The organism is Lacticaseibacillus salsurivasis, assembly GCF_036246225.1.
GTDB classification, from domain to species: Bacteria; Bacillota; Bacilli; order Lactobacillales; family Lactobacillaceae; genus Lacticaseibacillus; species Lacticaseibacillus salsurivasis.
The window spans coordinates 33,570-56,520 of sequence record NZ_BTTP01000015.1 but is presented as its reverse complement, the minus strand read 5'-3'; the positions used below and the strand labels follow the sequence as shown (position 1 = coordinate 56,520).

Here is a 22,951-nt window from a genome sequence, read left to right as displayed (position 1 = left end):
CCTCCTTAAGGGAAATTAACCTTCACGGTACCATCGGCTTTCGCCACGAGCTCCGAGCACAGCAGATTGGCCAGCACGCCTTGATACAAAGCACGCTTCATCACCTTAAAACTGCGCCGGCTTTCTTTTTGATACTCATACATGGGATTGCTACCTTGCGTGCTGCGATTCATGGTGACACTTTGGAGGGTCTGCAAGTTGTCCACTTGCTCAATCCACTCCCAGTCGATGGCCTTTAGCAACGCCAGCCGTTCAAAATAGGCCCATTGATCCTCGGCGGGCAACTTTTCATGCACCACGGCGAGCCGCTCCATGATTAAGTCGGTCAAGTAATCAACGTCGGCGGCGAGCTTTGGTTCTTCACGCACCGGGGCGGGATTGTAATCGCGGTCAACATGCTGATAAACAAAATCCAAAAACGCCGCCACATCCGGCTGGCGATGATCTTCAACAAAGTCTTGCGCTGCCTGTTTAACGGCAAACTCGACTTTGCCTTGCACATCCTCACCGGCAATGATGGCATCACGTTGCTCGTAGATTTTATCGCGCTGCACCCGGAACACTTCACCATACTGCAAGGTGGAAAACCGCTCGGAACGCTCCCCCGCTGCGATGACGCGCTGGGCATTGTCAATCACATGGCGGAAGCGGCCATGGTTACTCAACCGTTGTTTTTCAGCTGTGGCATGCTTTTCGGTCCACTTGCGCACATGCCGCGGCGCGTTTTGCAAGACAATGCGGTCCTCCAGCGAGGCATAAAACAAGCTCTCACCGGGATCGCCTTGGCGGCCGGCGCGGCCGCGGAGTTGGTTGTCCACCCGCGGATTATCCATCCGCTCGGTGCCCAGCACCAGCAGCCCACCTTGCGCCTTGACGCCATCACCGAGGTGAATATCGGTGCCACGGCCGGCCATGGAAGTCGCAACGGTGACCGCGCCTGGCCGCCCAGCTTCGGCGACAATGTTCGCTTCCTTAGCAGCGGAGCGGGCATTCAACAGGCTGTGCGGGATGCCTTCGCGCAAAAGCAACCGCGAATACAGGTTGGACAGGGCCAAAGAGCCGGTTTCAATCAGCACTGGCCGCTTGTCCGCATAGGCTTGGCGAATCACCTTGAGTGAGGCCAACAATTTGGCTTCATTGCTGATGAACAGCCGGTCCGGCCGATCCTTACGAATATTCGGCTTGTGCGTCGGCACCTTAAAAACAGCCAAGTGATAAATTTCCATGAACTCTGATGCATCCGTGGCGGCAGTCCCGGTCATGCCCGCCAGCTGATGGAACATGCGAAATAAGTTCTGGAACGTGACCTGCGCCATTGCCCGCATTTCCTGGGTAATATTGACGCCTTCTTTGGCCTCCAGCGCCTGGTGCATCCCCGCTTCCAGCTTCATCCCGGTCAGTTCGCGGCCATTGGTAATGTCGATCAACGACACCTCGCCATGCGCGACGATGTAATCACGGTCTGGCTTCAGCAGGTAATTCGCCCGTAAGGCCAGCACCAGATGGCGGTACAAATCGGTCCAATCTTTGCTGAGTAAATCGTCCACGCCAAAATACGCCTGCATCCGTTTAATCCCGGCCGGGGTGAACCAGACCTGCTTTTCGTCTTCACTGCGTTCAAAGTCTTCGTCTTCCACCAGCATTTTGATCAGCCGGTCCGAAGACACGTAAAAATTCGATTGCGGCCGCGGCGCGCCAGAAATAATCAGCGGCGTCGAGGCCGAATCGAGCAGCACGGCATCCGCTTCATCCAGCAAGGCAAAATTGAAGCCTTGCATGTAGCGGTCATCAGCGGTCGAAGCCAGCTTGTCGGTGAGATAGTCGAAGCCCAAAGCGCTGTTAGTGGTGTACACAATATCCGCGCTGTACACCTGATGGCGATCGAGTTCTTCCTCATCACTGCCTTCTTCTGCCACCCCAGGCATCACGGTCAGACCCAGCCACTGGTAAACAACACCCATTTCTTTGGCATCACGGTTGGCCAAGTATTCATTGGCGGTGATCAAGAAGTTGCCCGGCCCGGTCAGACCATGCAGGTACATGGGCATGATGGCGGTCAGCGTTTTGCCTTCACCGGTTTTCATTTCGATAATGTTGCGGTCTTCCATGGCCACCGCGCCCAAAATCTGAACGTCATACGGCACCATGCCCAGCACCCGCCGCGCCGCCTCACAGACTGTCGCATAGGCTTCCACTAGCAGCTTATCTAGCGGCTTGCCTTGGGCGAGCTGTTCACGCAATTCTGCGGTCTTCGCCTTCAGCTGCTCATCGCCGAGCGCCTGATACTGCTTGATCAAGGCTTGGATTTGCCGGGTTTGCCGGATGTATTTATGTCTACGCAGGGAAAAATTCATCTCGGGATCATCGTTCCTTTGGCTTCAGTGAGTTCACGTTGCAGTTTCACGCCGGCATCCATATAATGTGGGTATGAAAACAGAGAAAAAAAAGATTAACCAAGCCGATAGCTTGCTCGACCAAGACATCGAAGGCCGATTCGCCAAAGAAAAAAATGAAATCGTCAAACCTACCAAGAAAAAGCCTGGGGGTAAAGGTTCACAAATTTTCATGGCGTTTCTGTTGGCCGGATTGATGCTGATTGGCATCTTGGTGCCGCTTTTGACCATGTTTTAAGCGGCAGGGGCTCATTTTTCAGAAAAAATGTTATTTAAAGTATAGCACAGGCCAATTATTTCCACGCTCATATATGACAACTCTCGTTTCGAAAAATGGTACACATAGGGAACAATTTTGACGACCGGCTCGACTTGGGGTCGCCTGTTGCCTCTAGTGAACCAAAAGCAGCAGGCGAAAAGCAAGCCTGGCGCCCTAGCTGGCAGTGAACAATAAGCCGCTGCCAGGGCCACAATTAAGCGGCTTCATTCCTTAACTACTGGGAATGAAGCCGCTTCTTTTTGTCGTTGATGATGGTGGCAGTTATTGAAAGCAGGCAAAGTGGCGCCTTAAGTGCCACTTATTCACTGGTAATATCATGCGCCGCTAACACGGCTTTTAAGGCGGCTAACTGGGTGTGGCGGCCAGCGCGAATCAAGGCGGACAGCGCTTTAACCTGGTCAACCAGCGGGCCATAAGTGGCCTCGGTTTGCGCGGCCATCACATCAGGGAGCTGGGTCAGGTGATCAACCACCAGCCCGACCTGATTTTGCTCGATGTAGGCCCCAATCGCGCTTTCGCGGTTGGCAATCACCGGCAAGCCCAGCGCCAAGTACAGGCTGAATTTATGCGCCTGGTTGATGCGCGCATAGGCGGCGTAGTGGCCCTGATCATCTTCATCCCAAATCAAGCCAAAGCCGTTCGTCAACGTTAAGCCCAACTCTGCCTGCGACATGGTGCCGCGGTAGGTGACCCCAGGGCCAAGCGGATAACTTAAGTTGGTTTGACCATTTTCCGAGCCATACACCTGGACATCTAGGCTAGCTGGCACATGCCGCAGAAAACCACTCTTCCACTTCATCAAGTTGCCAGCATAATGCAAGGTGCGGCTGAAGCTTGGCTGGTGGTACGTCATCGGCTCCACGTACCCCCATGGGCCACTGATAATAATCGGGCGCTTCACCCCGTCCGCCTTAATCGCAGCCGCCATGGGGGTGGTTGAAACCATCACGACATCAAAACTATTGAGATAATCTAGCCATTCCACTTTCGGGTACAGCTCCGGATAGCGCAGATACTCGACATCATGAACAAACGCCACGATTTTCGCGTGGCGCTGGTGCACGGCCTCAATGATGTACTTTTCAATCGTGATATCCGCATAGGTCGGGGTCTGATAGATGACCACCTCGCCGGCTTGCACCGGCCCCAGCATTCCCTCAATGCGCCCGGCCCAGTCGCCGTCGCCTTCAAATTTGATGAAGCGGTTGTACCAAAGCGGCTGAAAACCGATTTGCTGAAGATAATGGGCCACGTCTTCTTTCGGCTTAACCACCGCTTGATCGGACGCCGCCTGAAGCGGACTGATAATGTAATTCATGTTGACCTCCTAGGACAAAGGGAACGCCGTCTGCCAGTGCGGCAGGCGGCGTGGGAATCGGTTGCTGACGGCTTAGTATTCAGAAATACCATTCACCGCCATGATGGCCTTAAGCGCCGCCAGCTGGAGATGGCGCCCGGAGCGAATCAAAGCTTCCACTGGTTTGACCGCCGCCAGTAGTTGATTGTACTGGTCTTCATCCATCGCCGCCATCACAGGCACCAAGGCTTCCATATCATCCACCACAATGCCGACGTGATTAGCCGCCACAAAATTGCCCACCTGGCTGCCTTTTTTGGCAATCACTGGCAGGCCCAGTGACAAGTACAAGCTCAGCTTATGCGGCATGTTGATCAAAGCGTAGTCGTTGTAGTGATGGGTCGAATTCTCGTCCCAAACCAACCCAAAACCGTTGTCCAAGGCCAGGGCCAAAGCTTCTTGCGAGTATGAGCCCATGCGCTCCACGGAATCGGCGATGCTATAGCCTAAATCACTGTTGCCATCGCTAGAGCCGTACAACTTGACCTGCAGCTCGGCAGGGATGTTGGCCATGAAGCCGCCCTTCCATTCCACCAGGTTACCGGCATAGTGAATCGTCTTGGAAAAATGCGGCTGGCGCGAGCCGATGGGTTGAATGTAGCCCCAAGGACCAGTCACGACAATGGGCAGGTTCACCCCACTGGCCAACACTTGGCGCTTTTCTTCTGGGGTATTCACCAGCAAGGCGTCGTAGGAGCCGAGGTATTCGACCCAGGTCTTGCGGTCGTAGCTCTTGGGATAACGCAGGTACTCCGCGTCGTGCACTAAGGCAATCACCTTCCCGCCGCGATCATGCGTGCCATGCACGAAGGCATCTTCCACGGTCAGCGGTGCATACCCTGGTACTTGCGGGATGACAATATCGCCGGCTTGCACTGGCGCTAAAATCCCGCCTTTGATTTCAGTTTCCCAATGGTCTTCATTATTGATATAGCGGGAATAGCGCAAAGGCAAAAAACCGATGTTACTAAGAAAAACGGCGGTGTCTTCTTTGGGTTTGATCACCGCTTGGTCGGTGGGGCCTTGAATTGGTGTCACAGTATAAAGCATATTTACTCTCCTCGATGTGGGCAACGACCATTAATAATGGTTCAACCCTCTGCGCTTGGTTTCTGTTGTGAAAAATTCCCGAGTTTGGCTGAAGTACTGCCAAAAAGCGGCTTCGAATTCATCCATCACCGCCAAATGACCCCACGGCCGGTAGCCATAAAGATTGCTCAGGAAATGGCGAATCACCACGTGCTGGCGCTCTGCGGTCATGTCAGCGGCCACTGCCGGATCGGTTTGCTCCGCCCAGTGAGTCAACCAGTCGTCGTCTTTTTGGAAGTTGTACCGAAACGGGAGCAAGGTCACCTTGCCTGCCGTCAGCATATTCAGTAGCGTCTGATCCGGATATTGGTAATTCGCCTGATCCGCCCGCTCAACCAGCATCTCTGGTTTGAACAGCTCGTTATACAGCGCCACATTGATGACCAACACCCCGGAGTTGAAGTACGCCTTCATGCTCGAAAAATCCGGTAAGACATTTTGGTCAACTGGCGGGTTTAACGTGTAATAGTAGAAATCTGGCACTGCCGCCATCACGTTGCCCGGCCGATTCAGGCTGAACAGTGGCGCAATATCGGCCATGATGATGGTGTCGTTATCAATCATCAAAAGCTGTTCGTAATTGGGGAAATACGCCGGCACGAACAGCCGCCACAAGGTCACCTGCCCAAAGCGGGCATTATCGTAGTGCTTGAGTTCAGAGGTGATGGGTGGCTTTTGCCAGACAAACAAATGTACTTGCGGTTTCTGGTAGAAGTCTGGCAGCTCACGCAGTAGCGCGACATCGGCATCCAACTCGCCTTCTGTGACCACCAAGATATCAAGCGCGTCTTCGCTTTGATAATGGTCAATCAAAGAAGCAATCGAAGTGGCACAAAGTAAAATGTGCGGGCCACTGACCGTATACACCACTGCATTTTTTGCCATAAACAAACTCCCTCCGAGCACCGTTTTCATCGCCATTGCGTCAAGGCGCAACGCCGGTCAATTCTGATTTCAGTCTGCGCCGATGGTCACCAACAAGCCGCATTGGCTTGGCCGGCCCATTCAGCGTTCAGTTCCTTGTGATAGGAATCCTAGTTAACCATAACATTCCCGGTCTTGTCGGAACAGTCAATTTTTGCAAGATTCCTTTGCCGGATAGCATTGATCACGTCGGCTTGGGGCATACCATAACGTCAGCCGGTCGTTGCGCCGGCCACTAACCTCAGTCTAGGCCGACGCGGCTACCACCGTCAATCACCGGTACCTGCACCTGCGTTTACAAAGGCCAAATTTCGCCGTCAAGGCTTTTGCCAGCCGATTTTCATTTTGAGGTCGACATTGCTTGCGGTTTTTCACGCCTCGCGGGTTCCTTCCCCTGCGGCTTTATGCTAAACTGAGAAAGTCTGAGAGTGTATCATTATTTTCTAATTAAAGGAGTGAACGGAACATGTCAAAGGCAGTTACTGCTGAAGATCTTGCTAAGTACCAAGCTGACCTGGAAAATACCCCAGGCAGCGCGGCCATCCAAAAAGCCGTCATGAACAACGGGGTGCTGAAGTCCAGCGAGGACGTGCACAGCCAAACCACCATGGAGAAAACCTTCTCCATTGATTTGAGCACCGGCACCGTGGCCGACCAGAAGCAATCCGGCCGCTGCTGGATGTTCGCCGCATTGAACACGATGCGCCATGACATTCAACAACAATTCAAAATCAAAGGCTTTGAACTCTCCCAGAACTTTACTTTCTTCTGGGACAAATTCGAAAAGTCCAACTACTTCTACGAAAACGTCTTGAAGACCGCCGGCGAAGACATTGACAGTCGCAAAGTGGCTTGGCTGATGGCCAACCCTCAGGGCGATGGTGGTCAGTGGGATATGCTGACAGCCATCATCGACAAGTACGGGATCGTGCCGAAGTCCGTGATGCCTGAAACCTTCAGCTCCTCTGCTTCCGGTCAGATGAACAAAGTCTTAAACCTGAAGTTGCGCAAAGATGCGGTGACCCTGCGCAAGCTGGTCGCCGATAACGCCAGCGATGAAGACATTCAAGCAGCCAAGGACAAGATGCTCTCCGAAGATTACCGGATTTTGGCTTACACGCTGGGCGTGCCGCCAACCAAGTTCGACTTCGAATATCGCGACGATGACAAGAACTACCACATCGACCGCGACTTGACCCCCCGCACTTTCTACGAAAAGTACATTGGCTGGGACACCAACGCGTTCCAGAGCTTGATCAATGCCCCAACGGCAGACAAGCCTTACAACCACCTGTACACCGTTGAGATGCTGGGTAACGTCATTGGCGGCCGCGAAGTGCGCCACTTGAACCTCACTGTGGACAACCTCAAGCAACTAGCCATCAAGCAGCTGGAAAACGGTGAAACGGTTTGGTTCGGTTCCGATGTTGGTCAGTCCTCTGACAGCAAGCTGGGCATCATGGATCCAGCCTTGTTCGACAAGAACGGCCTGTTCAACGCCAACTTCGACATGACTAAGGCTGATCGCCTGGATTACGGCGAAAGCCTGATGACTCACGCCATGGTTATCACCGGGGTGGACATTGTTGACGGCCAGCCAACCAAGTGGAAGGTTGAAAACTCTTGGGGTGAAAAAGCCGGCGACAAAGGTTACTTCGTCGCTAGTGATGCTTGGTTCGACGAATTCGTTTACCAAGTGGTCATCAACAAGAAGTACCTGAGCCAAGACTTGCAAGATGTCATCAAGAATGAATACGATCACCCCACTGTTCTGAAGCCATGGGATCCAATGGGTGCCTTAGCTTAATGAGATTCAAAAAAGCCGCAGCGATGCGGCTTTTTTCGTGGCTTCATTTGGTAATGACGGTTTTATCCACAATGTGCAACCGGTCGTCTAAGGTGTAAACAATCGGCTGGGCATTGGCCACTTCCACTTGGTCGATTTGATCATCGGGAATGGCTTCTAGGTATTTGATGAGGGCGCGCAGCGTGGAACCATGGGCGACCACCAACTGGTTCTCCTGGCGCAGCAGGCGTGGGGCCAATTCATCGCTCCAGTAAGCAATCAGGCGCGTTTCGGCATCCTGCAAACTTTCGCCGCGGGGAATGATGCTGGCTGGGAAGCGGTGATAGCGCCGGCTGCGACTAGGATTGACCAACAGCGGCGGCCGACTCGTGTAACTGCGCCGCCACAACGCCACCTGCTGAGCGCCAAAGAGCTGACGCGTTTCGTCCTTGTTGATGCCGCGCAAGGCGCCATAGTGGCGTTCATTCAAGCGCCAGGATTTGGTGATAGGCAACCAGTTTTGGCCAATCGCATCTTGCACTAGGTAGGCCGTTTCAATGGCGCGTTTGAGCACCGACGTATGCACATGCCCGAACAAAATTTGCTGCGCTGCTAGCGCCTGCCCTGCCACCTGCGCCTGGAGGACGCCATGCGCCGTCAGCGGGACATCGGACCAGCCGGTGTAGGTATTAGAAAAATTTGCGGCACTTTCGCCGTGCCTGAGTAAGACCAGTTTGACCATCCGTCAACCTCCCAATCACTAGAGTATACCATTTTCACCGAAAATCAGAAAAAGGGCTGGAAAATGAGAATATAATTAGATATACTTATTCTTATCTCATGATATGGAGGACTTAAGATGGCGATATGGGTGCCTGGCACGATTACATCACGAATTCAACCTGATTTGGCGCTGGCCATTGACCGTGGCGTCACCTTAAGCATCGGCGAGGAAAGCTTCGAATGGCAGATCACTGCCAATGACCAAACGCTGCCCACGGATCAAACCAACCTCATCATCGATGTGGCGTTAGCGCTAGATCCCATGCTGGTGCCCCATGAACTGACCTTGAACACCACGGTCACGCCCAGTGTTGGCTTAGGGGCTTCGTTGGCGGCGACGATTTTAGGCATTGAACTGGCCGAAACGCTGAGCCAGCAGCCGATCACCTTGACCCGTAAGCTGAACATGGCCGCCTTTTTCGAACCCAATCAGGCGGCCATTCAGGCCAGCTTGTTCGGTGGCTGTCTGGTCTACGCGCGGCCGAACAACATCATCAACTTCGGTACTGAGTTGGTGCAAGGCGCGATTTACGTGCCGGATCAGGTGGTGGAAACGCCGGTTGACCCTACGCCTTGCACGCAAGGCGCCTCGGCTCGCAGCGTGATGAACGCGATGATGAATGCCGATGGTCCTTGGCTGCAGCAGCATTTTCCGTTGCGTTCTCAAGTGACTGCCGGCTACTATCCGCATGCCGAAATGGTCTCCCGCGCGGTACTGGCAGCAGGTGGCTTCACGACTTTCGTTTCGGCCAATGGCCCGGCGCTGGTGTGCCTCGCGCTCACCGAGCACGAAGACTTCTTCCCGCGGCTACAGCAACAGCTCACTGCCGGCACCGTCGCCCCATTTCACTTATCCCGGCGCGGCGTGACACATGTTTAACCCAAAAAGGAGTCTGGCCAACGCCAGGCTCCCTTTTTTGGATGATTAGTCGTCATGCTGCACGTGATCCACAGCATCGTTGAATTTTTCGGCTGCCTTTTCGGTGACGTCATCCGCTTTGGCGGCGGCGTCCTTTTTGGCAGCATCCAGCTTTGCTTCGGCCTGACCTTTCAGGTTTTGGGCTTTGCCTTTGGCTTCCAACTTTTCGTTGTTGGTGACCTTACCGGCGGCTTCTTTCACCTTACCAGCGACCTTGTCTTTCATGGCATCAAAATCTGGCATATCATCCCTCCTTTACTCCTCAATCATACCCAAAGCTCTATATAAAAAGCGAATATAATGCTTTATCAAAAAAGACAAAAAAATAGACCCAAGGGCCTACTTCTTCGCGTCATCAGGGACGGGCGGTTGGACCGCCTCACCGTCTTTGGTGATGTCTTTATAATTGACCACGGTTTTGTGTTTGAGATCCTCAACCGTTTCGTGGTCTTTTTTTGCGAACTGATCGATCGTCAGTAACGCGGCGTTGGCATATAACTTTTCCACCGTCCCGGTAAAGCTTAACGGGACCTGCTTGCTCTTTGTGACGTCGACAGTTTCGCCGACATTGATTTCTTGGGCCAAAAAAGTTCCCCCTTGTCGTTAACGACATGCAACGTCGTCTATTATACCATAATTGGCCCAGTGCCGTCTTAACTGGCGGCTTCGTCCTCTTCAAGCTGCTGCTGCTCGGAAATCCCCGGCGTCAGCACCTCCATTTGGCGCTTTGAAATCACGGCTTGATAAAGCAAGTCGCGAGCATTCATCCGGTCTGCTGGATCGAATTGCTCGATCATGACCAGCGCAGAATTCTCGTAGCATTTTTTGATGGTGCCGATAAAATCGTGTTCCATGTTGCCGTTGGCGTGGCAACGAACGATGGCTTGTCTGGTAATGGCTGTCATGATAGCGCCTCCATTTCTTTTTATAAATCGAGTATACCACTAGTGTTCTTATGGTCAATATAATTTATTAATTATATTTAAAAAGACACACGTTATTTTGTGATTTTCTGCACTATTCTGAATACTGCATTAAAAAAGGCCAAGTAACACCAGAAGTGTACTTAACCTCATTTTTCACATAAGATTGGTGCGACCGTTAACTACCATACACAATGGTTTGAATTTTCTCGGCATAGGTCTTAATCGCCGAGAAATTCTGGTAACTGCCATTATCGGTCATAATCACCAGCAAGTAGCGCTGGCCTTCAGCTGTCGTCACGATTGCGGCGTCATTATCGGTCGTGCCCAGCCAGCCTACTTTGTCCTGCACCGTGCTGCCTGGATCAGCCGCACTGGCGGCAGCAGGAATGCCATCGCGGTAAACTTGCTTACCCATGGCCGTCAGCAATTTGTTTCGATAGGTGGCATCGGCAAACGGACCTTGCCCTTTCACCAGCAGCTTGAGCATTGTCAGCAGGTTGTCACTGCTGGTGGTCGCCGCGCCAGAGTAATGGAACGGCGCGGTAATGCCAAATTGACTCAGGTAGGTGTTGATCGGCGTACCGCCAGAGCTTTTCAATACCGTTTCGGCATAGTCATTTTGGCTGTTGACGATCATCGCCTGAAACCCGCTTTCGTCACTGCTGGTCCAGGTCTTGGCACCAATGGCCACTTCATGGAACAGCCAAGCCGTGATATAGAGCTTATAGGTGGACGCCGCCACCATTTGGGTCTGGGCATTGGCGCTAGTGGCCAGCGCCCCTTCTGCGTACACTGCCGCGTCTTTAGCCTTAGCGGCACTGCTCCCAGCCACCGGTGCTAAGTTGTAGAAACTCACCGCGACATGGCCGCTTTTGGTAATCTGCGCCAGATACGTGTTCAGCGCCTGCTTGATGCTTTGCTGTTTGGCCGCCACCTGAGTTTTACTTAGCGTCGTGACTTTAGCGGTACTGCTGGCACTGGTACTGCTAGTGCTGACGCTACTGCTGGTGGCCACCGGGGCATCTGCTGCATCGGTGGCGTCATCTGTCGTCACCTCATGCACGATGGCGGCAATTGCCAGCCACAGCACGCTGATGACCAGTAAAGTGAATGGAATGATGCGATGCCAAATCGGCCGTTTTTTTCTGCGCATGCCTTTTGCTCCCTGTTTATTAGCTTAATAATAAACCAGGCATGTGAATTTTATAAGAAGAAAATTAAGCTTTTATCATTTCTCATTGATGCGCGAGCTACTCGCGCACCTGACCATTGCCCCGAATCTGATATTTAGTGGTGGTCAAGGCGGCCAAGCCCATGGGTCCGCGGGCATGCAGCTTCTGCGTGCTGATGCCGATTTCGGCGCCAAAACCAAATTGCTCGCCATCGGTAAACCGGGTCGAAGCATTGACATAGACACAAGCGGCGTCGACCTGATTCAAAAAGCGTTCGCTGCTGGCATAATCATTGGTGATAATACTTTCAGAATGTTTCGTGTTGTGCCGGTTAATATGGGCAATCGCTTCGTCCTCATCAGCGACCACCTTAACGGCCATGATCAAGTCATTATATTCGGTATCCCAATCGGCCGCGGTTGCTGCCGCCATATTGGGCACAATCGCCCTGGCCGCCTCATCCCCGCGCAAGGCCACCCCATGCGCCTGCAGCGCCGCCGCCAAGGCTGGCAAGTAATCGGCAGCGACCGCTTGATGAATCAACAGCTTTTCGGCAGCGTTGCAAACGCTGGGCCGCTGTACCTTAGCATTGACCACAATGGCCTTGGCCATTGCCAGGTCAGCTGTTTGATCCACGTAAATGTGACAATTCCCCGCCCCGGTTTCAATCACCGGCACGGTGGCGGTGTTGACCACCGCCTGAATCAGGCTGGCGCCACCGCGAGGAATGAGAACATCGAGATACGCGGTCAGATGCATCATCTCATTGGCCAGAGCGCGGCTTGGATCTGCCACCAGCTGCACGGCCTGCGCCGGCAAGCCGACCTTGGTCAGCGCGGTTTGCAGTACTTGGGTTAAAGCCAGATTCGACTGCAGGGCTTCCTTACCCCCGCGCAGCATCACGGCGTTACCACTTTTGAGTGTCAACCCGGCAGCATCCACGGTGACATTCGGACGGGCTTCATAAATCATCCCGACCACGCCCAGCGGGACCCGCTTTTGAATGATGGACAGCCCGGCCGCGTTGGTGAAGCCGCCATCGATGCGCGCCGTCGGGTCAGGCAAGGCCGCCACACTGGTCAAGCCATTGGCCATATCTGTGATGCGCGCTGGGGTCAGGCGCAGACGATCAGTAAACTTGGCCGGCTGGTTACTGGCCGCCGCCAAATCACGCGCATTGGCAGCTAAAATCTGTTCGGTGTGGGTGGTCAGCTCAGCCGCCATCGCCTGCAGCGCCTGATTTTTCGTAGCGGTATCTAACTGCGCCAGGACTTGGGCGGCGGCTTGGGCTTGTTGCCCCATTTGGGTTAAATCAATCATCGGATTTCCTCCTTCACTTGACCAAAACGCGTGCCCACTTGCTCACCTGCCAGCACCTGGAGCACCAGGCGCGGATCTTGGCCAGAGCACAACACCATTTGTTTGCCAGTGGTCATCATTGCTTTGGCGGCGCGGAGTTTCGTCACCATGCCGCCAGTGCCGAAGCGCGTGCTGCTACCACCAGCGGCCGCCGCGGCCAACATCGCCGGCGTTGTGACGACTGGCACCAACCGCGCATCGGCGAACTGATGCGGATCTTTATCATACAACCCGTCAATATCAGACAAGACAATCAGCTGATCAGCATCAATCTGGGTGGCCACCAGCGCTGAAAGTTGATCATTATCCCCAAACGTGGTGCGATGCGCCAGCTCATCCGTCGCCACCGAATCATTTTCGTTGATCACCGGAATCACCTGTTGCGCCAGCAGGGTCTGAATGGTATCCAGCACATGCTGCTTGGTGAGCGGATAATCAAAGACATCATGCGTCAACAGTAGTTGGGCAATCGTCGTGCCGTAATCGCTAAAGCGCTCGCTGTATAGCCGCATCAGCTCGGACTGGCCAATCGCGGCTAGCGCCTGCTGGGCGGCAATCGCCTTGGGCCGCGCCGTCATCCGGCGGCTGGCCAAGCCGACCCCGATGGCGCCTGAGGTCACCAGCACCACTTCACAGCCACTATTTTTCACTGCTGATAAGGTATATGCCAGGCGATCAATCGTTTGTAAATTCACCTGACCATTGGGATAAATCAAACTACTGGTGCCAATTTTTACCACCACTCGTGAAACCATCGTCAACATCCTTTCAAAAACAAAAAGCGCCGCTTCGTCGAGGCACCCATTCCTGGGCGGTACCATCCTCGTTCGAAGCAGCGCTTCACACTTTATCAGCTCATTAAATTATTGGTTCATCTGCAAGTCGGGTTCGAACACCAGGCGCAGCTCACAGTCAAGGCCGCGCTTCCTGAACGGTTCTACTTACATTGCAGGGATTGATAGGTAGTATAGCCGGCCAGGCGAAGCTTGTCAACTACCTCTGGTTTGCAGCTTTATAGTGGCGCCTTTAATTCACGCTCATAATTGGTGAGCCAGGCTTCAGACACTGGTTCAATCTTCGTGTGGCCTTCCGCTGCCGGATGGGCAATCAAGATTTGCGCCGGCTGATCAGCAGTGGCCACACTAAAGGTAAACTCAACGTTGGTCGCAACGCCCCACTCGCCATTGTGATTCATGGCAATCAGTGAAAATTCACCGACCTTGCCATACCGGGCTTTGAGCTTGGCCACAAAGGGATACACAGCCTGGTCGCAAGCGGCTTGCGGGGTGGCCCCTGCTGCCATGCGCCGCACGATTTCATAAGACATGCAGCCTTTCATGATGTCCTCGCCAAGCCCAGTCGCCGCCGCGGCGCCGACTTCACTGTCAGCGTAGTAGCCAGACCCGGACAGCGGCGAATCGCCCACCCGGCCGGCTTTTTTCATGAACAGGCCTGAGGTGGAGGTGCCTACCGCCATCGAGCCGGTTTGATCCAGCGCAATGGCCCCGACGGTATCGTGGCCGTCGTAAGCGGTCATCGGCTGCTGGCGCAAAGCTTGCAGCCGTTTTTGCCATTCGGCTTTGGCTCGCGGCGTCAGCATGTTCGTCATTTCAAAACCATGCAACAGTGCAAACTTGGTGGCGCCTTCGCCGACCCGGAAGCTGTTGTAATGATACTTGGCCAAGGCCCGGGCTACCGAAATCGCATGTTTGACATTCTGGATGCCCCCGACCGCGCCTTGCGCTAAGGTGTCGCCATCCATGAACGCGGCGTCCATTTCGACCACGCCTTCTTCATTTGGCAAACCGCCGTAACCCACACTTTTATAATATGGGTAAGCCTCGACGGTTTTGATCAGCGCCTCGACGGCATCCCCAGCCTGAGCTTGTTGCGCCAACAGATCACTGGCCTTAACCACGCCATCATGCGCCATGCGCCAGGTAGCAATTGTCCCCCACTTCATCTGCCTCATCCTCTCGTTTGTCTGATGGGTCTTAGTATACCCGTCTGACAGCTAAAATGGACCCGACGCCGCTGATTTTTCCAACCGGTGAGGCGGGACTAAAGGCTGAAGCAACCAAGGCAGTAAATCAGGCGAAAGTTGCATGTGGCCTGATTTGTTCAATGCTACACTTTGGGTGTCATCAGGTAGCCGGGCACTACCACTAAGGAGGAAATGAAAATGTCAATTTGGGGTGTTTTATTGGGAATCGTGCTAGTGGTGGTCGGGCTGTGGCAGTTCCACGCCACCACGCACGCCTTCAAAGAAATGAAACAAAACGGCAACAAAAACACGTCACCGTTCATCATGTATGCTTTGTACAGCGGGTACCTCTTCGGCGGTCTTTTCATCATCGGCGGGGTGATGGTAGCCTTTAACCTGTTCTAACGCCGATTGACGCGGTCTGGTAAAATAAAGGGTAAACCTAGGAAAGAAGGCCTTTCATGCCTACCAAACCTTTAGCCGCTTACGAACCCATGATTCCTCAAGTGGCGGCCTTGCTCGCCGCCCAGCCTGACTTGCAGGCCTTTTTCAACACCTTAACGCCAGGCTATCAGCGTGAATGGGCGCGCTTCATTTTTGGCACCGCCAGCGAGGCCACCAAGCAAAAACACCTCGCTAAGATGAGCGAGGTGTTGGCTGCCGGTTATAAATCGAAACGTGCTTATGATCAGCGCGCCAAATAATACCATGACCAAGCGAGTGCTTGGTCATTTTTGATTCAAAGTCGCACCTGGTTACAAGGCGCCGCGGGCTTGCGCCACAAAGTGCAGTTTGGCCGCTTGGTGAATGTAGACCGCCGTCGCCAGCGCTACCACTAATACCGCTGCCATCACCCACACTGCTTGCGGTAAAACCAACTCCTGCAGGCCCATTAACAAGGCCCCTAGTACCCAAAAAACGAGCCACGGCTTCGTTAACTGCGGCAGCGGTTTAAGCAATGCTAGATTGAAAGCGAGCAAGCTCACAATCACCCCGGCGCCGCCCCACAAAATGACGTCATCCGACAGCGGTGTGGCCGGCAGGAAGAACATGGCAACGTAAAAGCCAATTGCTAGGACGAGCCCTATCCCGGCGCGCCATTTGGTTTTGCGTTGGATGTGGTTGAACCCCAGACCGCGAAAGAGGCTCACCACAGGCAAAAACACTAGTGGCAACAGGCTCCACTGCATGGCTAAGTCTAAGGTAAAAGGCTCCCCTAGCGCCGTAATCACCGCGCCACCGCCAAGCACAATCGCGCACAAGACATTAAACAACGGCCACAGGCGCACCAGCCACTGCCAAATACTGGCAGTGGGCAACTGGGCCAAAATCTCATCGGCCGCTGTTTGCGGATCAACCCCGAAATGCGCTTTAGCCGAAATGCCATCCGCCGCTGCCGCTTGCATATCGTCAAGCAAATCCGCCAGTGCGTCTTCCATCGCGGCGCTGTCTTTCCCCCAAAACCCGCGCATATAAGTGACCAAAGTCTCCGCGTACAGCCGGTCCAAGCCGTGTAGCGCTTTGAGACGCTGATTGTTGGCCTTCATCAAATCCATGGTTACCCCTCCTGTTGTTTAATCAAAGTCGTCATTGCTGTGGCCAGCTGTTGCCATTGTGGTAAAAAGGTTTGAATTTGGTTGGCCCCAGCCTCAGTTAAGCGATAATACTTGCGATCAGGTCCTACTGCCATCGCCCGCCGCTGCGCTTCAATCAGGCCATTGCGTTGTAGCTTGAGCAGTAGCGGATACACGGTGCCCTCAGGAATGGTCCCAAACCCAGCGTCAGCCAGCTGCTGCAACAAGGCATACCCATACGTTTCTCCTTGCGCAATGATCATCAAAATCGCATTTTCCAGCATGCCTTTAAGCATTTGCGTTTCGATTTTGGCCACGGCCTTCACCTCCTACTTTGCAATACAAAGTATACAGGCTGTTATCTACCTTGTAAAGCACAGTATCAATAACTGATTCGCCTTTTGTTACTTACCCATAAATGACACAAAAATAAGGGGAAAGTGGCGGATGAACGCTCACTTTTCCCTTATTTAAAGCGATTTATGGTGACAGAAACACAATTTAAGCCGAAATTCACTGCTCATCGCGACGGCGATTGTTGCGACCTCGGCGCTGCTGGGCAAACCACGCTGCCATTTGCTGACGCTGCTCTGGCGTCGCATTTTGGAACTTTGCTTTCACCGCTTTTTGATAGCGTGGATCCAGGCTACGATTCAACCACTCACTCCAACGCGGTGAGCCTTGTTCGGTGCGACTTGTGGCCGGTGTCGAACCTTGCCCTGCCGCTGCGGCGCGCTGATCATAGAGCTGATCGGCCAGTTTACGCCAGTCCACATAGGCCGAAGCTGGCAGTTCGGCGAGATCCTTCTGCTGCTCCGCCGGTAAGGCCTCGGCATCGTACATTTGCTGGCGGGCATCGGCGTTCAGGAAGAAGCTCATAATCGGGTAAGCCAAGTAGAAGAATAATGCCACCTGCGGCAGGAAGTAGCCGACAATAATGGCGACTAACGACAGCCCATCTAACCAGCGATTAGCATTGCCGTAGATTTTTTGATACACCTGCTGCATCTCGGCTTTGGTCGTGAACTGCAGATGGACGATGGACTTCGCCAGCCCCCGAAACAGAAAGCTGATCACCGCTTGGGTCACCCCATACAGCATCACCGTCACGCGCGTGGTATTTTCCGCCATCATGTCGGTAAACAGTGGCATTAAGGACAACACCGCAAAAAAGACGACTTCCCAAATCAAAATCTGATAGGTCATGGTCTCGATTTCGGCATAGGCCGTGCTGTGCTGATACCACATGTTAAACACGAAGACAAAGGTAATCATGTAAATACCAATGTGCTGCCCCATCGCCAGGTAATTGGCCCAGCTGTCATGTAGCACTGGCGCAATGGCCAGCACCATGATGGTAATGATGACCGCCATGACCCCATCCGAAAAGGCATCGAGGCGACTTTTGAGTTTTTCCATAATGTGCTCCTTTGGTTAACTGCTCGTATTCTACTGGTTAACCCGGTGCGGTGCAAGTAACGCCCTCATTGGCCCTTACCACAGGTGGAGAATTGGCCCCACCATGTACAGGCCAAACACCATCACCAGCAGACACATGGTAGTCGCGGCGAACCGGTACCACCCGTGCATCCGATACCGGTCTGGTAAGGCCTTGGCCTCTAGTAAGAGCAAAAAGCCGAGGACAATGGGCACCAGTAGCGCATTGATCACTTCAACTGTCACCGCCAAGTCCACCAGCTGGATGTTGGCCAGCACCAACACCGCCCCAATCACATGAGCCCCGATGTAGATCAGATAAAAACCGGCACTTTTTCGATTAAAAGGTTCATTGAGACTGTGCGGCCAGCCTAGCACCTCGGTCAGACCCCAAGTCCCTGCCAACGCGACCACCAGCGCCGCCACCATTGACCCGCCGAACAGACTCATACCAATGAGCAGATTGGCCGGCAGACGGCCCAAGAACGGCGCTAGCGCGCTGGCCATTTGCCCCACTGTGGCAAAGGCCTCGCTGCCGCCGTGCTGCCCCACCGTCGCCGCAAAAGTCACAATGAACACAATCATGATGCCTTGCGTCACCAGCGTGCCGACCGCCGTATCCCGTCGCTCTTGCGGAATGTCTGCCGGCGTCAAATGCTTATCAATCACTGCCCCTTGCTGGTAGAACAACATCCAAGGCATGATCACCGCCCCGACATTCGCCGCCACCAAATACACGTAACTGCGATTGTGCCAAGGAATCGTCACCAGCCCCTGCAGGATATCTGATAGCTGCGGCCGCGCCATGAACATTGCGATGATGAAAACGAACTCGGCCAAGCCCACCAACACCCCGATTTTCTCCACCCGCCGGTACTCGCCCAAAAAGGCCAGACTAACCAGAAAAATCGTGGCAATCGGGATCGTGATCCACTTGGACACCCCAAAAAGTTCCCCGACGCCAGCAATGCCGATGAATTCTGTCAGCAGCGCCCCCACCGCGGAAATACCCAGCGTAATCGCGGCCAACCAGGCCCAGCCGCGGCCAAAGTACTGACGGATCAGGGCGCCATGCCCTTCCTGAGTGATAATCCCCAGTCGCACCGTCATTTCTTGGGCCATAAACAAGACTGGTATCAGCACCAGCTGCGGCAGCACCATGGTGTAGCCCCACTGTGCGCCAGACTGTGCCGCGGTAATTAGACACCCAGCATCGGTATCGGCCAGCATCACCAATAGCCCTGGTCCCCACACCGCCAAAAAGCGATGACGCTGCCAAAAAGCACGGCGCATTATTTTCTCTCGTGCGATCATACCTCACTCCTTTAACTTTCACAGTTTAGCGCAAAGCATCCCAGTCGCCTAGTCACTTTGGCCCAAAACGCGCAGTCGTCCAATCGTCAAAATCGCTTTGTTGTCCCATTAAATACGTTAACTTCGGATTAAAATGGTGAATGAAACCCATTACTGTGAGGTATATCAGCAGCTTGTGGTACTTGATGCCAAATGCTGCCAGTGATGACGAACCTTTCAAGCGCAACGACACCCTTTCACCGTTATCCAGCAGAGGCGGGTGGTGCGGCAGAGGGGCGTGGCGGTCCGACCGCGAAACAATCATCACACGAGGAGACTGCGCACTTGGCAGGCTCCTCCTGTGATGATTGGGGGCAAATAAAAGACAGCGTTGAGCGCGCATGCGCGATGCTGGCTTGTATTTGAGGCTGGAGACCGCCCTGTGGCTCCAGCCGGCCCCCGCAGCCGGACCACCACGTCCCCGGCGCCGCACCACCCGCCTCCGCGAACGCAAAAAAATAAGCCTGCCACCAGGGCAAGCTTACTTTTAAATACCTTGAACGAAAGATTAACGCTTGGAGAATTGACTCGCCTTGCGGGCTTTCTTCAAACCGTACTTCTTACGTTCCTTCATCCGTGGGTCACGGGTGAGCATGCCGGCACGCTTCAGTGGGCCGCGGAAGTCCGGGTCTACATTGAGCAATGCACGAGCGATGCCGTGACGGGTTGCGCCGGCCTGGCCGGTGAAACCGCCGCCGTTAACGTTAACCAGAACATCGTAGGCGCCAGTCGTTTCGGTGATACCGAATGGCTGGGTCAAATCGAGGATCAGGTTTTCGTATGGAAGGTAATCGTGAACGTCTTTGCCGTTCATCGTAATCTTACCGGTGCCAGGAACCAAGCGGACCCGGGCAACCGAATTTTTGCGGCGACCTGTGCCGCTGTATGCTACTTCTGCCACAGTTGTGTCCTCCTTAAATTAGGTTCGTGATGTCGAGTACTTCCGGCTTCTGCGCGGTGTGTGGGTGTTCCTCACCTGCATACACGTGAAGCTTCAAGAACTGCTGGTGACCAAGCGTGTTCTTGGTTGGCAGCATCTTCTTAACGGCGTATTCGACCAAGCGAGTTGGGTTGTCCTTCAACAGGTCACCCGCAACTTCATGCTTCAAACCACCTGGATGTTGACTGTGGTGATAGTAGATCTTGTCGGTCGCCTTGCGGCCGGTAAGCTTCAGCTTGCCTGCATTGATCACAATCACGTTGTCACCAACGTCAGTATGAGGGGTGTAGGTTGGCTTGTTCTTACCGCGTAAAACGGTCGCAACAACTGAGGCCAGACGACCAAGACTGATATCAGTCGCGTCGATCAGGACCCATTTACGTTCGATTTCATCTGGCTTAGCCATAAATGTTGTACGCACGATTTGTTTCCTCCAATATTCTGTGCTGTTTGACACCTATAAGTTTCCGGGGCTTATGTGGGGCAAACAATACCAGGTACTAATCTATCAAAAATACCCTTGAAAGTCAATCTTCCAAGGGCACCGATTTCAGAAAAAACATCAGCGAGGTGTTTCACCGATCACCAATGGCAATTTAGTCGAGTGGTTGGCCCATGGTCTCCGAGCCCAAAGTGAAGACTGCCACCACTGCAACTAAAATTGCAGCTGTGAAGATGCCAAAAATCACCGGCAGTGCGGCACCGTGGCCAATCATCGTGCCCACCAACAGCGGCCCGACAATCCCACCGATACGACCAATCCCGGCCGCCAAGCCAGACCCACTGCTGCGAATGACACTCGGGTATTGCTCTGGCGAATACGCGTACAAAGCGCTCCACGCCCCAAGGTTGAAGAACGATAGCAACATGCCAGAAATCAGCAGCATCGGCAAACTCGTCGCCAATCCGAAGCCAAGGGCAGCTAGCGCCGTGCCGAACAAAAAGCCGCCCAGCACCGGTTTGCGCCCCCACTTTTCAATCAGCCACGCCGCCACAAAGTATCCAGGCAGCTGGGCCAACGTCATCACGAGCACATAGCCGAAAGAATTAATCAGGGAAAAGCCCTTCAGCACCATCACGCTGGGCAGCCACAGGAACATGCCATAATACGAGAAGACCACCATGAACCACACCACCCACAGCATGAGCGTCGCCCGGCGATACGGCGGCCGCCACAACTTCAAGAAGGTGGGCCAAAAGCGCGGCTTGGCCTGGACATTTTTGGTCAGGTACACCGGCGACTCCTTAATCCCTTCCCGAAAGTAGAACGCATAAACGGCGGCCAACCCAGTGATCACCATGGCGACCCGCCAGCCCCAGTGCGGAATGACAAAATAGGACAGCAGCGCTGCCAGCAGCCACCCAGCCGCCCAAAAGCTTTCCAGTAGCACCACACTGCGGCCGCGGTGCTCAGGCGCCACGCTTTCTGATACCAGTGTCGACGCCACTGGCAACTCCCCACCCAGCCCCATGCCAATCAAGAGCCGCAGCACCATGAAAAATGCGTACCCCGTGGCCAGCGCTGACAAAGCCGACCCAAGTGAGAAAATCAAGAGCGTAACAATCAGCACGGTTTTGCGGCCGATCCGGTCAGCCAGCATGCCGAAGACAATTGCTCCGATTGCCATGCCAATGCTACCGATACTGCCGATCCAGCCCATTTGCACCGGATTCAGCTGCCACTCTTCGTGCACTGCCGCAATCACGAACGAAAGCATCCCCACATCCATGGCATCAAACAGCCAGGCCACCCCGACCCCAGTAATCAAACGCGCATGGGCCCGCAGCCCTGCCGGTTTGGTTGTTTCCATCAGCAAAAATCCCCCTTTTAATCAAAAAGCGCCGGTGTCAAGACACTAGCGCTGATGGGACTTATTTTGCCGGACAAAGGGTGTCTTGTCAATAGAAAACTGCCAGCTAGTAATAGACTTCCTTCAGATACAAGCCTGACGCCGGCGCGGTGCCGCGGGCTTGCTGGCGGTCTTTGACCTGATAAAGCCGCTGAAAATCATGGACTGCCCGCCGCCCATTGCCGATTTCCAAAAGCGTCGCCACCAGAATGCGCACCATGTTGTACAAAAACCCATTGCCGTAAAACTCAAAGCGGATTTCATTGTGGGCGGGGTCATCCTGCACCGTGGCTTCATAGATCGTGCGTACCTTGTCTTCAATCACCCCACCGCTGGCGGCAAAGCTGGTAAAGTCATGAGTGCCCACGACATCTTTCAGCGCCTCGCGAATGCGGTCCAAGTCCAGTGGATACGGATAGTGCCCGGTATACAGGCGGTTGAACGGATCGGTGAACCGGCCGCGCGCCACACGGTACACATAGCGCTTGCCTTTGGCGCTGTACCGGGCATGAAAAGTCGCCGGCACAATTTCCGCCTTCAAGATTTCCACGTCCAGCGGCATCAAGGAATTCATCGCTAGCATCATGGAGCGTTCAGGAATATTACCCGGGTAATCAAACGAAATCACCTGGCCCAAGGCATGCACGCCAGAATCAGTGCGGCCGGAACCATCGACATGGATATGATCGACCTTGGCCATTTTGCCTAACGCTTTTTCCAGCACCCCTTGCACTGTCCGCTGCCGCGGTTGAATTTGATAGCCCGCGAACTTGGTGCCGTCATAGGCCAAGGTTAATTTGTAATGTGTCATTGTTTTCCCTCTAA

General features: G+C 53.9%; 25 protein-coding genes. 5 read left to right on the top strand and 20 right to left on the bottom strand.

From position 1 onward, the window contains the following. Window positions 1–5 precede the first annotated feature (5 nt). The gene (gene secA2 / locus AAA927_RS10230; protein ID WP_338217742.1) at window positions 6–2,354 is read right to left on the bottom strand and encodes an accessory Sec system translocase SecA2; all 2,349 of its coding nucleotides are present in this window, start codon (window positions 2,352–2,354) and stop codon (window positions 6–8) included. 73 nt (window positions 2,355–2,427) lie between these two features. Between secA2 and AAA927_RS10225 the strand changes: the two genes are divergently transcribed. After that, window positions 2,428–2,631 carry a hypothetical protein gene (locus tag AAA927_RS10225; protein ID WP_204119550.1) on the top strand — a complete coding sequence of 68 codons (204 nt, stop codon included), beginning with the start codon at window positions 2,428–2,430 and terminating at the stop codon, window positions 2,629–2,631. 340 nt (window positions 2,632–2,971) lie between these two features. Here AAA927_RS10225 and AAA927_RS10220 read toward each other — a convergent pair whose 3' ends face one another. From AAA927_RS10220 to AAA927_RS10210, 3 genes are all read right to left on the bottom strand, one after another. Beyond that, window positions 2,972–3,991, bottom strand: a complete 1,020-nt coding sequence (locus AAA927_RS10220; RefSeq protein WP_338217741.1) for a glycosyltransferase — start codon at window positions 3,989–3,991, stop codon at window positions 2,972–2,974. Between the two features lie 72 nt (window positions 3,992–4,063). Continuing rightward, window positions 4,064–5,080 (bottom strand): glycosyltransferase, encoded by a 1,017-nt coding sequence (locus AAA927_RS10215; protein WP_338217740.1) that lies wholly within the window; start codon window positions 5,078–5,080, stop codon window positions 4,064–4,066. 30 nt (window positions 5,081–5,110) lie between these two features. Continuing rightward, entirely contained in the window at window positions 5,111–6,004 is an 894-nt protein-coding gene (locus AAA927_RS10210) for a glycosyltransferase (RefSeq protein ID WP_338217739.1), read from the bottom strand. A gap of 505 nt (window positions 6,005–6,509) precedes the next feature. On the opposite strand from AAA927_RS10210, the gene AAA927_RS10205 reads away from it, so the two are divergent. Next, entirely contained in the window at window positions 6,510–7,850 is a 1,341-nt protein-coding gene (locus AAA927_RS10205; protein ID WP_204119546.1) for a C1 family peptidase, read from the top strand. A 43-nt stretch (window positions 7,851–7,893) separates the two neighbouring features. Here the strand turns inward: AAA927_RS10205 and AAA927_RS10200 are convergent, their stop codons facing one another. Then, complete coding sequence (locus AAA927_RS10200; RefSeq protein WP_338217738.1) at window positions 7,894–8,571, bottom strand: 2,3-bisphosphoglycerate-dependent phosphoglycerate mutase; 678 nt, start codon at window positions 8,569–8,571, stop codon at window positions 7,894–7,896. Window positions 8,572–8,688: 117 nt separating this feature from the next. On the opposite strand from AAA927_RS10200, the gene AAA927_RS10195 reads away from it, so the two are divergent. Then, window positions 8,689–9,492: a homoserine kinase gene (locus AAA927_RS10195; protein WP_338217737.1), complete on the top strand. Its 804-nt coding sequence runs from the start codon at window positions 8,689–8,691 to the stop codon at window positions 9,490–9,492. Window positions 9,493–9,537: 45 nt separating this feature from the next. On the opposite strand, the gene AAA927_RS10190 is transcribed toward AAA927_RS10195, so the two are convergent. The 7 genes from AAA927_RS10190 to AAA927_RS10160 all read right to left on the bottom strand — a co-directional run bounded on the left by AAA927_RS10190 (window position 9,538) and on the right by AAA927_RS10160 (window position 14,960). Next, window positions 9,538–9,774: a CsbD family protein gene (locus AAA927_RS10190; protein ID WP_338217736.1), complete on the bottom strand. Its 237-nt coding sequence runs from the start codon at window positions 9,772–9,774 to the stop codon at window positions 9,538–9,540. Between the two features lie 96 nt (window positions 9,775–9,870). Then, complete coding sequence (locus tag AAA927_RS10185) at window positions 9,871–10,116, bottom strand: hypothetical protein (protein WP_125582157.1); 246 nt, start codon at window positions 10,114–10,116, stop codon at window positions 9,871–9,873. Between the two features lie 68 nt (window positions 10,117–10,184). Further along, window positions 10,185–10,436, bottom strand: coding sequence for a hypothetical protein (locus tag AAA927_RS10180; RefSeq protein WP_125582155.1), 252 nt, complete (start codon window positions 10,434–10,436; stop codon window positions 10,185–10,187). A gap of 196 nt (window positions 10,437–10,632) precedes the next feature. Next, complete coding sequence (locus AAA927_RS10175) at window positions 10,633–11,610, bottom strand: serine hydrolase (protein ID WP_338217735.1); 978 nt, start codon at window positions 11,608–11,610, stop codon at window positions 10,633–10,635. A 97-nt stretch (window positions 11,611–11,707) separates the two neighbouring features. After that, window positions 11,708–12,949 carry a glutamate-5-semialdehyde dehydrogenase gene (locus tag AAA927_RS10170; RefSeq protein WP_338217734.1) on the bottom strand — a complete coding sequence of 414 codons (1,242 nt, stop codon included), beginning with the start codon at window positions 12,947–12,949 and terminating at the stop codon, window positions 11,708–11,710. Continuing rightward, window positions 12,946–13,752 carry a glutamate 5-kinase gene (gene proB, locus AAA927_RS10165; RefSeq protein ID WP_338217733.1) on the bottom strand — a complete coding sequence of 269 codons (807 nt, stop codon included), beginning with the start codon at window positions 13,750–13,752 and terminating at the stop codon, window positions 12,946–12,948. The genes AAA927_RS10170 and proB overlap by 4 nt, the downstream gene beginning before the upstream one ends. A 248-nt stretch (window positions 13,753–14,000) precedes the next feature. After that, entirely contained in the window at window positions 14,001–14,960 is a 960-nt protein-coding gene (locus AAA927_RS10160; protein WP_435891523.1) for a glycosylasparaginase, read from the bottom strand. A gap of 210 nt (window positions 14,961–15,170) precedes the next feature. Here AAA927_RS10160 and AAA927_RS10155 point away from each other — a divergent pair, with 210 nt between their 5' ends. Continuing rightward, on the top strand, window positions 15,171–15,377 hold the full coding sequence (locus AAA927_RS10155) for a hypothetical protein (RefSeq protein WP_125582146.1): 207 nt from the start codon (window positions 15,171–15,173) through the stop codon (window positions 15,375–15,377). A gap of 56 nt (window positions 15,378–15,433) precedes the next feature. Further along, complete coding sequence (locus AAA927_RS10150; RefSeq protein WP_338217731.1) at window positions 15,434–15,676, top strand: YdeI/OmpD-associated family protein; 243 nt, start codon at window positions 15,434–15,436, stop codon at window positions 15,674–15,676. A gap of 51 nt (window positions 15,677–15,727) precedes the next feature. On the opposite strand, the gene AAA927_RS10145 is transcribed toward AAA927_RS10150, so the two are convergent. The 8 genes from AAA927_RS10145 to truA form a co-directional block, all read right to left on the bottom strand. After that, window positions 15,728–16,528: a hypothetical protein gene (locus AAA927_RS10145; RefSeq protein ID WP_338217730.1), complete on the bottom strand. Its 801-nt coding sequence runs from the start codon at window positions 16,526–16,528 to the stop codon at window positions 15,728–15,730. 2 nt (window positions 16,529–16,530) lie between these two features. Continuing rightward, window positions 16,531–16,842 carry a PadR family transcriptional regulator gene (locus AAA927_RS10140; RefSeq protein ID WP_338217749.1) on the bottom strand — a complete coding sequence of 104 codons (312 nt, stop codon included), beginning with the start codon at window positions 16,840–16,842 and terminating at the stop codon, window positions 16,531–16,533. A 217-nt stretch (window positions 16,843–17,059) separates the two neighbouring features. Further along, entirely contained in the window at window positions 17,060–17,965 is a 906-nt protein-coding gene (locus AAA927_RS10135; RefSeq protein WP_338217729.1) for a TMEM175 family protein, read from the bottom strand. Between the two features lie 75 nt (window positions 17,966–18,040). Continuing rightward, window positions 18,041–19,297, bottom strand: a complete 1,257-nt coding sequence (locus AAA927_RS10130) for an NRAMP family divalent metal transporter (protein WP_338217728.1) — start codon at window positions 19,295–19,297, stop codon at window positions 18,041–18,043. Between the two features lie 547 nt (window positions 19,298–19,844). Beyond that, window positions 19,845–20,237 carry a 30S ribosomal protein S9 gene (rpsI, locus tag AAA927_RS10125; RefSeq protein ID WP_125582008.1) on the bottom strand — a complete coding sequence of 131 codons (393 nt, stop codon included), beginning with the start codon at window positions 20,235–20,237 and terminating at the stop codon, window positions 19,845–19,847. Between the two features lie 13 nt (window positions 20,238–20,250). Then, on the bottom strand, window positions 20,251–20,697 hold the full coding sequence (rplM, locus tag AAA927_RS10120; RefSeq protein WP_125582010.1) for a 50S ribosomal protein L13: 447 nt from the start codon (window positions 20,695–20,697) through the stop codon (window positions 20,251–20,253). A 175-nt stretch (window positions 20,698–20,872) separates the two neighbouring features. Beyond that, window positions 20,873–22,087, bottom strand: coding sequence for an MFS transporter (locus AAA927_RS10115; protein ID WP_338217727.1), 1,215 nt, complete (start codon window positions 22,085–22,087; stop codon window positions 20,873–20,875). Window positions 22,088–22,193: 106 nt separating this feature from the next. Continuing rightward, window positions 22,194–22,937, bottom strand: a complete 744-nt coding sequence (gene truA / locus AAA927_RS10110; protein WP_204119673.1) for a tRNA pseudouridine(38-40) synthase TruA — start codon at window positions 22,935–22,937, stop codon at window positions 22,194–22,196. Window positions 22,938–22,951: the final 14 nt, after the last annotated feature.

Excerpts from the sequence above, each read along its gene's own strand:
- AAA927_RS10135 (WP_338217729.1), bottom strand. The coding sequence starts at position 17,965 with ATGGAAAAACTCAAAAGTCGCCTCGATGCCTTTTCGGATGGGGTCATG.
- AAA927_RS10215 (WP_338217740.1), bottom strand. The coding sequence starts at position 5,080 with ATGCTTTATACTGTGACACCAATTCAAGGCCCCACCGACCAAGCGGTG.
- AAA927_RS10205 (WP_204119546.1), top strand. The coding sequence starts at position 6,510 with ATGTCAAAGGCAGTTACTGCTGAAGATCTTGCTAAGTACCAAGCTGAC.
- secA2 (WP_338217742.1), bottom strand. The coding sequence starts at position 2,354 with ATGAATTTTTCCCTGCGTAGACATAAATACATCCGGCAAACCCGGCAA.
- truA (WP_204119673.1), bottom strand. The coding sequence starts at position 22,937 with ATGACACATTACAAATTAACCTTGGCCTATGACGGCACCAAGTTCGCG.
- AAA927_RS10160 (WP_435891523.1), bottom strand. The coding sequence starts at position 14,960 with ATGAGGCAGATGAAGTGGGGGACAATTGCTACCTGGCGCATGGCGCAT.
- AAA927_RS10115 (WP_338217727.1), bottom strand. The coding sequence starts at position 22,087 with ATGGAAACAACCAAACCGGCAGGGCTGCGGGCCCATGCGCGTTTGATT.
- AAA927_RS10150 (WP_338217731.1), top strand. The coding sequence starts at position 15,434 with ATGCCTACCAAACCTTTAGCCGCTTACGAACCCATGATTCCTCAAGTG.
- proB (WP_338217733.1), bottom strand. The coding sequence starts at position 13,752 with ATGTTGACGATGGTTTCACGAGTGGTGGTAAAAATTGGCACCAGTAGT.
- AAA927_RS10190 (WP_338217736.1), bottom strand. The coding sequence starts at position 9,774 with ATGCCAGATTTTGATGCCATGAAAGACAAGGTCGCTGGTAAGGTGAAA.
- AAA927_RS10210 (WP_338217739.1), bottom strand. The coding sequence starts at position 6,004 with ATGGCAAAAAATGCAGTGGTGTATACGGTCAGTGGCCCGCACATTTTA.
- AAA927_RS10195 (WP_338217737.1), top strand. The coding sequence starts at position 8,689 with ATGGCGATATGGGTGCCTGGCACGATTACATCACGAATTCAACCTGAT.
- AAA927_RS10180 (WP_125582155.1), bottom strand. The coding sequence starts at position 10,436 with ATGACAGCCATTACCAGACAAGCCATCGTTCGTTGCCACGCCAACGGC.
- AAA927_RS10170 (WP_338217734.1), bottom strand. The coding sequence starts at position 12,949 with ATGATTGATTTAACCCAAATGGGGCAACAAGCCCAAGCCGCCGCCCAA.
- AAA927_RS10175 (WP_338217735.1), bottom strand. The coding sequence starts at position 11,610 with ATGCGCAGAAAAAAACGGCCGATTTGGCATCGCATCATTCCATTCACT.
- AAA927_RS10145 (WP_338217730.1), bottom strand. The coding sequence starts at position 16,528 with ATGGATTTGATGAAGGCCAACAATCAGCGTCTCAAAGCGCTACACGGC.
- AAA927_RS10155 (WP_125582146.1), top strand. The coding sequence starts at position 15,171 with ATGTCAATTTGGGGTGTTTTATTGGGAATCGTGCTAGTGGTGGTCGGG.
- AAA927_RS10200 (WP_338217738.1), bottom strand. The coding sequence starts at position 8,571 with ATGGTCAAACTGGTCTTACTCAGGCACGGCGAAAGTGCCGCAAATTTT.
- AAA927_RS10130 (WP_338217728.1), bottom strand. The coding sequence starts at position 19,297 with ATGATCGCACGAGAGAAAATAATGCGCCGTGCTTTTTGGCAGCGTCAT.
- AAA927_RS10140 (WP_338217749.1), bottom strand. The coding sequence starts at position 16,842 with ATGCTTAAAGGCATGCTGGAAAATGCGATTTTGATGATCATTGCGCAA.
- AAA927_RS10225 (WP_204119550.1), top strand. The coding sequence starts at position 2,428 with ATGAAAACAGAGAAAAAAAAGATTAACCAAGCCGATAGCTTGCTCGAC.
- AAA927_RS10220 (WP_338217741.1), bottom strand. The coding sequence starts at position 3,991 with ATGAATTACATTATCAGTCCGCTTCAGGCGGCGTCCGATCAAGCGGTG.